The sequence below is a fragment of the Candidatus Polarisedimenticolia bacterium genome (genome assembly GCA_036001465.1).
Lineage (GTDB): Bacteria > Acidobacteriota > Polarisedimenticolia > Gp22-AA2 > Gp22-AA2 > Gp22-AA3.
Genome location: DASYUH010000034.1, coordinates 35,443 through 47,326 on the forward strand (window position 1 = coordinate 35,443; position 11,884 = coordinate 47,326).

Below are 11,884 nucleotides of genomic sequence, written 5' to 3' on the forward strand. Positions count from 1 at the left end.
AACGATGGACGAGACCCAGCAGGCCGCTCCGGATCACTCCAGGATCAGCATCGAAGCCGAGATGCGGAGGTCCTACCTCGATTACGCCATGAGCGTGATCATCGGCAGGGCCCTGCCCGACGTGCGGGACGGCTTCAAGCCGGTGCACCGCCGCGTGCTGTTCGCCATGCACGAGGCGGGAAACAGCCACGACAAGCCGTACAAGAAGGCGGCCCGCATCGTCGGAGACGTGATGGGAAAATTCCATCCGCACGGCGACACCGCCATCTACGACACCATCGTGCGCCTGGCGCAGGACTTCTCGATGCGCTACCCGCTGGTGGACGGCCAGGGAAACTTCGGCTCGATCGACGGCGATGCCGCGGCCGCCATGCGGTACACCGAGGTCCGGATGTCGAAGCTGGCGCACGAGATGCTGGCCGACATCGAGAAGGAGACCGTCGATTTCGGCCCGAACTACGACGGCCAGCAGCAGGAGCCCCTGGTCCTCCCGAGCCGCTTCCCGAACCTCCTGGTGAACGGCTCGTCCGGCATCGCGGTCGGCATGGCCACCAACATCCCGCCGCACAACATGGGGGAGGTGGTGGACGCCGTCATCGCCCAGATCGAGAACCCGGACATCACCATCGACGAGCTGATGCAGCACGTCAAGGGCCCCGACTTCCCGACGTCCGGGTACATCCTCGGCAGGGAGGGGATCGTCCAGGCCTACCGGACCGGGCGCGGCATCATCGTGATGCGCGCCCGGGCCACCGTCGAGGAGGGGGGGAAGCGCGGCAAGGACCGCATCGTCATCAGCCAGATTCCCTACCAGGTCAACAAGACGAGGCTGATCGAGCAGATCGCCTCCCTGGTCAACGACAAGAAGATCGACGGGATCACCGACATCCGCGACGAGTCCGACCGCGACGGCATCCGCGTGGTCCTCGACCTGAGGCGGGACGCCGTGCCCAAGGTCATCCTGAACAACCTGTACAAGCACACCCAGATGCAGGAGACCTTCGGCGCCATCTTCCTCGCCATCGTCAACAACCGGCCCCAGGTGTTGAACCTGAAGGCGATGATCGGCCATTTCATCGAGCACCGCCGCGAGGTGATCACCCGCAGGACGGTGTTCGAGCTGGCCAAGGCCGAGGAGCGGGCCCACGTCCTCGAGGGACTCAAGATCGCGCTCGACAACCTGGACGAGATGGTGGCGCTCATCCGCGCCGCCAGGACGCCCGACGACGCCCGGCAGGCGATGCGCCTGCGCTTCAGGCTGTCGGACATCCAGGCCCAGGCGATCCTCGACATGCGCCTGCAGCGCCTGACCGGCCTGGAGCGCCAGAAGATCGTCGACGAGTACACCGAGACGCTGAAGCAGATCGCCCGCCTCAAGGAGATCCTGGCCAACGAGAGGCTGGTGTACGGCATCGTCACCGACGAGCTGAAGGAGATCCGCAAGGGGTACGCCGACGCGCGGCGCACCGAGATCATCCCGATGGCCGGCGAGATCTCGGTCGAGGACATGATCGCCGAGGAGGACATGGTGATCACGGTCTCGCATGCCGGCTACATGAAGCGCAACCCCCTGACCCTGTACCGCAGCCAGAGGCGCGGCGGCAAGGGGAAGATCGGCATGACGACGCGCGAGGAGGACTTCGTCGAGCACCTGTTCGTCGCCTCGACGCACGCCTCGATCCTGATCTTCACCACGCGCGGGCGCGTCCACTGGCTGAAGGTGCACGAGATCCCGCAGATCGGCGCGGCCGGCAAGGGGAAGAACATCGTCAACTTCGTGGAGCTGACGCCGGAGGAGAAGGTCGCCTCCCTGGTCCCCACCAAGGAGTTCGGCGAGGACCGCTACGTGGTGTTCGCGACCCGCAAGGGGACCATCAAGAAGACCGCCCTGTCGGCCTACGCCAATCCGCGCGCGGGGGGCATCATCGCCGTCGGCGTGGACGAGGGGGACGAGCTGCTGTCGGTCAAGCTGACGGACGGCAAGCAGGTCCTCTTCATGGCCACCGCCCAGGGGCAGGCGATCCGCTTCCAGGAGGCCGACGTCCGGCCGATGGGCCGGGGCGCCCACGGGGTGATCGGCATGCGCCTCCAGGGGGACGACGTGATCGTCGAGATGGACTCCCTGTCTTCGCGGCAGGGGAGCACCATCCTGACGGTCACCGAGAAGGGCTACGCCAAGCGCACGGAGGTGGAGGAGTACCGGCTGCAGGGGCGCGGCGGAACGGGGATCATCAATCTCAAGGTGACCGACAAGACCGGGCCGGTCGTCCAGGTGATGGAGGTCGCGGTGGACGACCAGGTCGTGGTGATCACCGAGTTCGGCAAGATCATCCGGACCAACGTGCGCGACATCTCCCTTCTCGGCCGCCCCACCCAGGGCGTGCGCCTCATCCACCTCGACGAAGGGGACTCGGTGGTGGCGGTTGCCCGGGTGGCGGAAGGCGATGCGGACCCGCCCGGGGAGGCGGTCGGCGGGACGGCGGGAACGGCGGGTGGATCCGGGGTGGCCCCCGCGGGCGGGAACGGAGCGGACCGGGAGGAGGCGGAATGAAGATCTTTCTGGACACGGCGAACATCGACGAGATCCGCGAGGCGCATTCGTGGGGCGTCCTGGACGGGGTCACGACCAACCCCTCGCTGGTGGCGAAGGAGGGCAAGGATTTCCTGGACGTCGTGCGGCAGATCTGCGCGATCGTCCAGGGGCCGGTCAGCGCCGAGGTGGTCTCCACGACCGCGGACGAGATGATCCGCGAGGGACGGGAGATCATGCGCAAAGTCGGCGCCCCGAACGTGGTGATCAAGATCCCGATGATCCGCGAAGGGCTGCGGGCGATCCGGTCGCTGTCGTCGGAGGGGATCCGGGTCAACACGACCCTCATTTTTTCGGCGCCGCAGGCGCTCCTGGCGGCGAAGGCCGGCGCCGCGTACGTCAGCCCGTTCATCGGTCGGCTGGACGACATCAGCCACGTCGGCATGGACATCGTCAAGGACATCCGGATCATCTTCGACAATTACGAGTTCCCGTGCGAGATCCTGGCGGCCAGCATCCGCAATCCGCTCCACGTGGTGGACGCCGCCAAGTTCGGCGCCGACGTCGCCACCATGCCGTTCGGAGTTCTCGAGGCGATCATCAAGCACCCCCTGACCGACATCGGCCTGCAGAAATTCCTGAAGGACTGGGAAAAGCTGCCGCAGCAGATGCGGAAAGGGTGATGAAGGACCGGCTGGAGGAGCTGAAGCGCCGGAACAGCGAAGCCGAGGCCGGGGGAGGCCCCGAGAGGCTGGCGCGCCAGAAGTCCGAGGGCAAGCTGTCCGCCCGCGAGCGTCTCCATCTGCTCCTCGACCCCGGCACCTTCGAAGAGCTCGACCGGTTCGTGGTCCATCGCAGCCACGATTTCGGCATGGAGGTCCAGCGCATCCCGGGGGACGGCGTGATCACCGGCCACGGGCGGGTCGACGGGCGCGCGGTCTTCGCGTTCGCCCAGGACTTCACGGTGTTCGGCGGGTCCCTGAGCGAGACCTACGCCGCCAAGATCTGCAAGATCATGGATCTGGCGATGAAGGTCGGCGTGCCGATCGTCGGGCTGAATGACTCGGGCGGGGCGCGCATCCAGGAAGGGGTCGTGTCGCTGGGCGGCTACGCCGACATCTTCCTGCGCAACACCCTGGCCTCCGGAGTCGTCCCGCAGATCTCCGCAATCATGGGCCCGTGCGCCGGAGGGGCCGTCTACTCCCCGGCGATCACCGACTTCAACATCATGGTCGAGGGAACGTCCTACATGTTCATCACCGGCCCGGACGTGATCAAGTCGGTGACGCATCAGGAGGTCACCAAGGAGGAGCTGGGCGGCGCCATGACGCATGCCTCGGTGAGCGGCGTGGCGCACTTCGCCGCCCCCGACGACGCGGCCGCGATCGCCCTGATCCGCGAGCTGCTCTCCTACCTGCCCTCCAACAACATGGAGGACCCGCCGCGCCGCGCTCCGGCGGACGATCCCTGGCGCGAGGACGAGCGGCTCGACCGGCTCGTGCCGGAGGACCCGAACAAGCCGTACGACATGAAGGAGATCGTGAAGCGGACCGTCGACGAGGGCGTCTTCCTCGAGGTGCACGAGCATTACGCCAAGAACCTGGTCGTCGGCTTCGCCCGCATGGACGGGGCGCCTGTGGGCCTCGTGGCCAACCAGCCGATGGCCCTGGCCGGCACCCTCGACATCGACGCCTCGCTCAAGGGGGCGCGCTTCGTGAGGTTCTGCGACGCATTCAACATCCCGATCGTGACCTTCGAGGACGTCCCGGGGTTCCTGCCCGGGACCGACCAGGAGTACCGGGGCATCATCAAGCACGGCGCCAAGCTCCTGTTCGCCTATGCCGAGGCGACCGTCCCGAAGGTCACGGTCATCACCCGCAAGTCCTACGGCGGGGCCTACTGCGTCATGGGATCGAAGCACATCCGCACCGATTTCAACTTCGCCTGGCCGACGGCGGAGATCGCGGTGATGGGCCCCGAGGGAGCGGTGAACATCCTGTACCGGCGCGAGCTGGCCGCGGCCGACGATCCCGATGCGCTGCGCCGGAAGAAGATCGACGAGTTCCGGGACAAGTTCGCCAACCCGTATGTCGCCGCGGAGCGAGGCTACGTCGACGAGGTCATCGAGCCGCGCCAGACGCGCCGCCGGATCATCGCGGCTCTCAGGCTGTTGAAGACGAAGCGGGACACCACGCCCCCCAAGAAGCACGGCAACATTCCACTCTAGAACGGTCTCGAAGCCGCCGCGCGCGGGCGTGGCGGCGAGCGGGCCGGAGGCCATCCCCGCCATGCGCCCTGGGTCGAAGGTCAGGAAGTCGCCGCCGCGGGCGGCGTCCCGGGAGCGCACGTCCCCGTCCCGGCCGCGCCGGCGGGCGCCCGAAGAGGTCCGGCCGATGGGCCGCGTCCTGATCGCCAACCGGGGAGAGATCGCCCTGCGCGTCCTGCGCGCCTGCCGCGAGGCGGGCCTGTCCCCGGCGATGGTCTACTCGGAGGCCGATCGCGACACCCTGCCGGTGCGCCTGGCGGACGTCTCGTACTGCATCGGCCCCGCCGCCGCGACCGCGTCGTACCTGGACATCGAGGCGATCCTCAAGGCGGCACGGCAGGCGGGGGCCGACGCCGTCCACCCGGGCTACGGTTTCCTCGCCGAGAACCCCGAGTTCGCGCAGGCCGTGGGCGACGCGGGGCTGGTGTTCATCGGTCCGACCGCCGAGGCGATGCGCCTGGTGGGGGACAAGGTCGAGGCGCGGCGATTGATGAGCCGGCGCGGCGTGCCGGTCATCCCCGGGCTGCTCGATCGCGCCGGGGACACGTCCGCGATCGCCGCGTTCGCCCGCGGCAACGGCTACCCGATCATCCTGAAGGCGGCCGCCGGAGGGGGCGGCAAGGGGATGCGCGTGGTGCGCTCGGAAGCGGATCTCGAGGCGGCCGTCAGGGCCGCCCGCTCCGAGGCGCGCTCCGCCTTCGGCGACGACGGGGTGTACGTTGAAACGTTCATGGAGAACGTGCGGCACGTCGAGATCCAGGTCCTGGCGGACCACCACGGCGCGGCCGTGCACCTGGGCGAGAGGGAATGCTCGGCGCAGCGCCGGCACCAGAAGCTGGTGGAGGAGGCCCCCTCGATCGCCCTCCGCCCGGCCACCCGCGACCGGATGGGCGCCCTGGCGCTCGAGGTGGTCAGGGCCTGCGGCTACCGCAACGCCGGCACGATCGAGTTCCTCCTCGACGGAGAAGGCCGGCCGCACTTCATGGAGGTCAACGCCCGGATCCAGGTCGAGCACCCGGTCACCGAGATGGTGATGGGCATCGATCTCGTCCGGGCGCAGATCGAGATCGCCCGCGGCCGGCCGCTGGGCCTCGAGCAGGAGGACCTGCAGCCGCGCGGCTGGGCGATCGAATGCCGCGTGCTGGCTGAGGACCCGGCGAACGGCTTCCGGCCGTCCCCCGGGCGCGTGGCGGCCCTGCGCATCCCGTCCGGTCCCGGCATCCGCGTGGACACCGCCCTGCAGCCGGGGGACGAGATCCCCCTGCACTACGACGCCCTCATCGCCAAGCTGATCGCCTGGGGGCGGGACCGCGACGAGGCGCTGGCCCGCCTGCGCCGGGCGGTGGACGAGTTCGTCGTCGCGGGGCCCGGGATCCGCACGACCCTGCCGTTCCACCGGGAGCTCCTCGGCCATCCCGACTTCACGGCGGGCCGTCTCGACATCGGCATGGTCGATCGCCTCATGCCGCGCCTGGCGCCCGCCTTCCTGGAAGCGGGCCCGGAGGCCGAGTTCGCCGCCATCGCCGCCGCCATCAGGGCCACCGAGGAGCTGGATCGCCCGGCGCTCAGGGAGGCGGGCCAGGGCCTGAACCCGTGGGTCGCCGTCGGCCGTCGCTCGTTCATGGACGGCCGCCTGGTGCGGCGGCCGGAGGCCTGAGCGATGCGCTACCTGGCCCGCGTCGGACGACGGGAATGGAGCATCGAGATCGAGAGGCGGGGCGCCGGCCGCTTCGCCGTCACGCTCGACGGCGCTCGCCGCGAGGTGGAGCGCCGGGGGGACGGCGCGTTCGTCGTCCTGTCGCTCGCGGACCGGACGCGCGAGGCGGCGGTGGTGCGCGAGAACGGCCCGGCGAGCGGCGAGGGAAGTGCCGGCGGAGAGACGCCGTACGGCGTCGTCGTCGGAGGCCGCCACTATGCCGTGCGCCTGCTCGATCCCCTGAAGCGCGTCCTGGTGGCCCGGCCCGCGCGCGTGGGCCCGGTCGAGGTGCGCGCCATCATGCCGGGGAAGATCAGGGCCCTCCTGGTGCGCGAGGGGGATCCGGTTCAGGGCGGGCAGGGCGTCGTCGTGGTCGAGGCGATGAAGATGGAAAACGAGATCCCGGCTCCGAAGTCCGGGCGCCTCACCCGCGTGCGCGTGCGGCCGGGGGACACGGTGGAGGCGGGAGCTGTCCTGTTCACGGTGGAGTAGGAGCCTGTCCGAATCTTCGGCCGGGCCGCGCGCGGCCGGATGCCGGCGCGGAAGCAGAAAGGGCGATGCCCCCGCGCCGGAGACACCGCCCTTTTCGTCTCAACCGATTGAGTTCAGGTGGACCTTAGCGGATGGAAGCCGCGAGTTCCTTGCCCGGACGGAAGCGCGCCACCTTGCGCGCCTTGATCTCGATCTGCTCGCCGGTCTGCGGATTGCGGCCCACGCGAGCCTTGCGCTTGGAGACCGTGAAGGTCCCGAAGCCGACCAGGGCGACCCGATCGCCCTTCTTGAGGGCCTTGGTCACGCCGTCGACCAGCGAGTCCAGCGCCTTGCCGGAGGCGGTCTTGCTGATTTTCGCGTCCTTGGCGATCTTGTCGATCAGATCCGCCTTGTTCATGCGACACCTCCTCGAGGTAAATGCGTTGTGGTGAAACGAAGCGAGAACCCATCCCTTGACGTGACGGGCTTATACCAGAGTCCTCGAATTCTTGTCAATACATGGTGGACGCGGGCTTCGCAGAAGGGCTCCCCGGGAAGTGTCATCCGCCGGGGATTTGAGGGAACTCTGCCAACATGGTGACTGCGAGGGGTTCCGGGACGCCCGGCGCCGCAAGCCTTGCGGCCCAACTGCTTCACGCGATCGCACTGGAGGCGCTCGCCGCCTGCGATCCGGCCGCGGCCATGCGCCGCGTCGTGCACGTCCGACCCGAGCACCTCGGTCTCTGCGGCCGCGCCATCGCCATGGGAAAGAAGGGCCGCCTGCTGCTCGTGGCCTACGGCAAGGCGGCCCCGGCGATGACCGCCGGCTTCCTCCAGAGGTTCAACGAGGCGGGCGGCAGGAGAATGCTCGACGCCCTGGTCGTCCATCCCCGCCGCGAGGACGCGAGCCGCAAGGGGGGCGCTGCCGTGCCGCCCGTCCTGCAGGCGGCCCTGGACGGCGTGCGTCTCCCGGCCTCCCGCTGTCGCGTGAAGACGATCGCCGCCGAGCATCCGGTCCCGCTGAAGCACTCGTTCCTCGCCGGAAAGACCACCCTGCGCTTCGCGTCCCGGGCGGGGGCCCCGGACGAAATCGTCTTCCTGGCCTCCGGCGGCGGGTCGGCGCTTCTGGCCGCGCCGCTCCCGCAGCTGATGAAGGAAGCCGACAAGACCGCCCTGCACCGGGCGCTCCTGACGTCGGGCGCCCCGATCACGGCGATCAACACGGTGCGCAAGCATCTCTCGGCGATCAAAGGCGGGCGCCTGGCGCATGCCGCCCGCCGGGCCGCCGGCCAGTCCACGCTGGTGATGTGCGACGTCGACCCCGACCGCTTCGACGAGGTGGCGTCGGGACCGTCGCTGCCCGACCGCACGACGCTGGACGACATGATCCGGACCATCGACCGCTACGGCATCGCCCCCGCGCTGCCGGTGAAGGCGCTCGAGGCGCTGCGCGCGGGGAAGATCCCCGAGACATTCAAGCCGCGCGATCGGGTGTTCCGGCGATCCCGGAACGAGGCGATTCTGTCCAACCGGGACCTGCGCAACGCCGCCGTCCGCGGAGGGCTGACGCGCGGCCTCCCCGCCGAGGCGATCCCGACCGACATCGTCGGCCCGGTCGAGACCGCGGTCGAGATGATCGCGCGGGCGATCGAGACGGCCCCTCCCGGAACGCGGCTTCTGGTGCTGGGAGGGGAGGTCGTCACCGCGCCGCTCGTGCCGGGGGAGGGAGGCAGGGCGCAGGAGCTCTCGCTGCGCCTGGCCCTCAGGATGGCCGGGCTCGGGTCGCGTCCCTGGGCCTTCCTGGCGCTCGGGAGCGACGGCCTGGACGGCAACTCACCGGCGGCCGGCGCGTATGTCGATCAGACGACCCTCGAGAGGGCCCGCCTCGCCCGCCTCGACCCGGCCCGGACGCTGCGCGAGGCGACGACCTACCGGTTCTTCAGGAAGCTGGGGGATGATTTCACCACCGGACCGACCGGCACGAACGTCCGGGACCTCTACCTTCTCCTGACCGGCCCGGCGACGCCCACCAGGAAGACGATCGATCCCCTCCGGTCCCCGGTGGTCTGAGCCTAGGATCGAAGCGCGAGATCGAGAGCGATCCCCGCCAGGATCAGGAAGCCGACGAACCCGTTCACGGTGAAGAACGCCTGGTTCACGCGGCTCAGGTCATCGGGTCGGACCAGGCGGTGCTCCCAGGCGAGAAGCGCCGCGGTGCCTGCGACGGCCGCGAAGTAAGGCCAGCCGAGCGACAGGCCGGACGGTGCCAGAAGCAGGAAGAGGACGGTCAGGAGGTGGAACGCGGAGGAGAGCCGCAGGGCTCCCGCGACGCCGAAGCGGCAGGGGATCGAGTGCAATCGGTGGAGCCGGTCGAACTCGGCGTCCTGGCAGGCATAGATGACGTCGAAGCCCGCGACCCAGAAGGTGACCGCCGCCGCGAGCAGGAGGGGGGCCGCGTCCACGGTCCCCCGCACCGCCACCCAGGCCCCCAGGGGGGCCAGCCCCAGGGACGCCCCGAGATGCACGTGGGTGAGCCACGACACCCGCTTGGCGTAGGAGTACGACAGGATCAGCAGGAGCGCGGGGGCGGCCAGGAGGAGGGCCAGGCGGTTCAGCATCGCGGCGCTCAGGACGAAAAGGGCGGCGCTCGCGCCCAGGGCGGTCCAGGCGAATCCGAGACCGAGCTCCCCCGTGACCAGCGGACGGAACGCGGTGCGCGGGTTCTGCCGGTCGAAATCCAGATCGACGATGCGGTTGAAGATCATCGCCGCGCTCCGCGCCCCCACCATCGCCCCGAGGATCCAGCCGATCTGCCTGCCGGTCGGCACGCCCCCCGCCGCCAGGATCGCGCCGGCGAAGGCGAACGGCAGGGCGAACAGGGTGTGCTGGAACTTGATCATCGACAGCGTGGCGGCGAAGGCGCGCCAGCCGCGGGCCCGCGCCGGCTGGCAGGACCCGGCCAGGCCGCCGGACGACGCGGCGCCGCCGTCCGCGATCAGGCCGTTCCCCATCGCTTTCCGAGAGAGTGCGGCAGGTGGAGCAGGTCGAAGATGCGCGCCGTGAAGTGCTCGACGATCTCGTCGAGGCTCTGCGGCCGGTTGTAGAAGGCGGGAGTCAGGGGGTAGATGATCGCGCCGGCGCGCGCCGCGCGCTCCATGTTCTCGATGTGCACCAGGCTGATGGGCGTCTCGCGGAACGCCAGGACCAGGGGCCGCCGCTCCTTGAGAGTCACCTCGGCGGCGCGGTGCACCAGGTTCGCGGACGTGCCGTTCGCAATGGCCGCCAGGGTGCCGCCGCTGCACGGCACGACGACCATGCCGTCCGCGGGGTACGACCCGCTGCTGACGGCGGCCGCCATGTCCCCCGAGCGATGCAGGACGATCCGCTCGCCGGTCTCCCCTCCGAGCAGCAGCCGCAGCCCCTCGTCCTCGTCCCGGACCGCCTTGCCGAGCTCCGCGCCCAGGGTCTGCAGGGAGAAGTGGCTCAGGACGACGTGGACCCGCTCGACCTCCGGATGGCGCGACAGGTGGCGGAGGACGGAGCGGGCGCACAGCGATCCGCTGGCGCCCGTGACGCCGACGACGTATCGCCTCACGCGCACCCCCTCCCAGGCCCCTACTTTCCGGAATGCCGTCCCAGGAATTCCAGGAGCAGATTCCGGTCTTCGTCCTCCATGCGGGAGAAGAACAGGGCCACGCGGTAGGTGCCGTTGCCCGGCGCCGGCGAGGACGGCTCCGTCCGGACCACGACCGCCTCCCCCTTGACCATCTGGCCGTCGTCGCTCCCGGACAGGGAGGACTTGTGGCCGGGAAGGACCAGCGACACCGCGAGCTTCGTCATGAGGGGAAGGAAGGCGGGGGCCGTGCAGGAGAGACCGCCGGCGCTGAGGTCGATGGTCTCAAGCTCCACGGCCTCCCGTGAAGAGGACCGCACCCGGATGCGTTGAGCGACGCGTGGGTGGCGCCGCTTGTCCTGCGTTGGGCTCATGCGCTCACGTTTGCGTTGGCCATCCTTGAGCGTGCCGTGCCTCTGGCCCTTGGGTGCGGCCGGCCGAAAGGCGCGCGAACACTGACTTTGCGCCGCCCATCGTATGAGACCGGGAGGAGCCTGTCAAGCGGAGAGTGCGAGAGCGGAGAGTGCTGGAGTGTCGCGTGGGCCTCTGATGCCCGCGTGACTATGCGGAGGGCGCGCTTCCGTAGATGCGCTTCCCAAGTTGAAATCGTCGCTCGCGTCAACCCGCCTCCTCGAACGCGCAACGCTGGCCCCCGTCGGCGTCTCCAAGGGCTTCCCAGGCCTCGGTCGTGTCCAGGAGCACCTCCTCTACCGTCGTCATGATTGGTGCGCCGCCAGGGCCGCTGCCGAACTCCCAGCGCAGGTGTCCCTCGCACGAGCCGCGGCAGCGCAGGCGCCCGGCGTGGATCCCCTGCAGGTGGTGCGTGGCGCACAGCACCGCCAGGTTGTCGTCTTCGTCCCCCCCGCCGTGCGACCGGTAGATCACATGGTGGACCTGGAGGTTGCGGCGCGACGAGCAGCCGGGGACCCGGCAGCGCCAGCCGTCCCGCTCGAAGATCCGGTGGTCCCGCCGCCATTTCGGGTCGCCGCTGATGTCCCAGGTGTGCAGGAACGAGGCGATCATCCGGGCGACGCACTCCCAGTCCCGGAGAGGCCGCCCATCCTCAGGTCCGTTCTCCACCAGACGGCAGACGTTCAGGGCGTGCTGCCAGAGCGCCGCGACGTCGTCGGGGGCCCAGAACCGTACGCGCGACCGGGAGGGCGCACACATTTGCACCCGGGTTCCGGCCGTCGCGTGCCCCGCGGACGCGCACGATCGCACTCCGTCGACGGCCGACACGCCCGCACACATTTGCACTCCGCCGTCGCTGCCGGACCAAGGAGTCCTCCCGGTTCTCCAGGGGGAGTC

Annotated in this window: 11 protein-coding genes; 6 read left to right on the forward strand and 5 right to left on the reverse strand. The window is 69.7% G+C overall.

Translation table 11 applies throughout. The features are described from left to right. Positions 1-4: 4 nt before the first annotated feature. The 5 genes from gyrA (at position 5) to VGV60_07275 (ending at position 6,984) form a co-directional block, all read left to right on the forward strand. Positions 5-2,551: a DNA gyrase subunit A gene (gene gyrA / locus VGV60_07255; GenBank protein HEV8701052.1), complete on the forward strand. Its 2,547-nt coding sequence runs from the start codon at positions 5-7 to the stop codon at positions 2,549-2,551. Further along, positions 2,548-3,213, forward strand: a complete 666-nt coding sequence (gene fsa, locus VGV60_07260) for a fructose-6-phosphate aldolase (protein ID HEV8701053.1) — start codon at positions 2,548-2,550, stop codon at positions 3,211-3,213. The genes gyrA and fsa overlap by 4 nt, the downstream gene beginning before the upstream one ends. Continuing rightward, positions 3,213-4,757 (forward strand): acyl-CoA carboxylase subunit beta, encoded by a 1,545-nt coding sequence (locus VGV60_07265; protein ID HEV8701054.1) that lies wholly within the window; start codon positions 3,213-3,215, stop codon positions 4,755-4,757. The genes fsa and VGV60_07265 overlap by 1 nt, the downstream gene beginning before the upstream one ends. Before the next feature lie 61 nt (positions 4,758-4,818). After that, a complete protein-coding gene (locus VGV60_07270) occupies positions 4,819-6,453 on the forward strand; it encodes an acetyl-CoA carboxylase biotin carboxylase subunit (protein HEV8701055.1) in 1,635 nt (544 codons plus the stop codon). A gap of 3 nt (positions 6,454-6,456) precedes the next feature. Then, positions 6,457-6,984: a biotin/lipoyl-containing protein gene (locus tag VGV60_07275; protein ID HEV8701056.1), complete on the forward strand. Its 528-nt coding sequence runs from the start codon at positions 6,457-6,459 to the stop codon at positions 6,982-6,984. A gap of 124 nt (positions 6,985-7,108) precedes the next feature. Here the strand turns inward: VGV60_07275 and VGV60_07280 are convergent, their stop codons facing one another. Further along, complete coding sequence (locus VGV60_07280) at positions 7,109-7,381, reverse strand: HU family DNA-binding protein (protein HEV8701057.1); 273 nt, start codon at positions 7,379-7,381, stop codon at positions 7,109-7,111. 176 nt (positions 7,382-7,557) lie between these two features. On the opposite strand from VGV60_07280, the gene VGV60_07285 reads away from it, so the two are divergent. After that, positions 7,558-9,033 carry a DUF4147 domain-containing protein gene (locus VGV60_07285; GenBank protein HEV8701058.1) on the forward strand — a complete coding sequence of 492 codons (1,476 nt, stop codon included), beginning with the start codon at positions 7,558-7,560 and terminating at the stop codon, positions 9,031-9,033. 2 nt (positions 9,034-9,035) lie between these two features. Here VGV60_07285 and VGV60_07290 read toward each other — a convergent pair whose 3' ends face one another. The 4 genes from VGV60_07290 to VGV60_07305 form a co-directional block, all read right to left on the reverse strand. After that, the gene (locus VGV60_07290) at positions 9,036-9,974 is read right to left on the reverse strand and encodes a UbiA-like polyprenyltransferase (GenBank protein ID HEV8701059.1); all 939 of its coding nucleotides are present in this window, start codon (positions 9,972-9,974) and stop codon (positions 9,036-9,038) included. Then, positions 9,959-10,558, reverse strand: coding sequence for a UbiX family flavin prenyltransferase (locus tag VGV60_07295; protein HEV8701060.1), 600 nt, complete (start codon positions 10,556-10,558; stop codon positions 9,959-9,961). Before VGV60_07295 ends, VGV60_07290 begins: the two co-directional genes overlap by 16 nt. 20 nt (positions 10,559-10,578) lie before the next feature. Further along, on the reverse strand, positions 10,579-10,950 hold the full coding sequence (locus VGV60_07300; GenBank protein HEV8701061.1) for a PilZ domain-containing protein: 372 nt from the start codon (positions 10,948-10,950) through the stop codon (positions 10,579-10,581). Between the two features lie 244 nt (positions 10,951-11,194). Continuing rightward, positions 11,195-11,884 (reverse strand): HNH endonuclease signature motif containing protein (locus VGV60_07305; protein ID HEV8701062.1); only part of this gene is annotated, 690 nt, incomplete at its 5' end.

Excerpts from the sequence above, each read along its gene's own strand:
- gyrA (HEV8701052.1), top strand. The coding sequence starts at position 5 with ATGGACGAGACCCAGCAGGCCGCTCCGGATCACTCCAGGATCAGCATC.
- fsa (HEV8701053.1), top strand. The coding sequence starts at position 2,548 with ATGAAGATCTTTCTGGACACGGCGAACATCGACGAGATCCGCGAGGCG.
- VGV60_07265 (HEV8701054.1), top strand. The coding sequence starts at position 3,213 with ATGAAGGACCGGCTGGAGGAGCTGAAGCGCCGGAACAGCGAAGCCGAG.
- VGV60_07270 (HEV8701055.1), top strand. The coding sequence starts at position 4,819 with ATGCGCCCTGGGTCGAAGGTCAGGAAGTCGCCGCCGCGGGCGGCGTCC.
- VGV60_07275 (HEV8701056.1), top strand. The coding sequence starts at position 6,457 with ATGCGCTACCTGGCCCGCGTCGGACGACGGGAATGGAGCATCGAGATC.
- VGV60_07280 (HEV8701057.1), bottom strand. The coding sequence starts at position 7,381 with ATGAACAAGGCGGATCTGATCGACAAGATCGCCAAGGACGCGAAAATC.
- VGV60_07285 (HEV8701058.1), top strand. The coding sequence starts at position 7,558 with ATGGTGACTGCGAGGGGTTCCGGGACGCCCGGCGCCGCAAGCCTTGCG.
- VGV60_07290 (HEV8701059.1), bottom strand. The coding sequence starts at position 9,974 with ATGGGGAACGGCCTGATCGCGGACGGCGGCGCCGCGTCGTCCGGCGGC.
- VGV60_07300 (HEV8701061.1), bottom strand. The coding sequence starts at position 10,950 with ATGAGCCCAACGCAGGACAAGCGGCGCCACCCACGCGTCGCTCAACGC.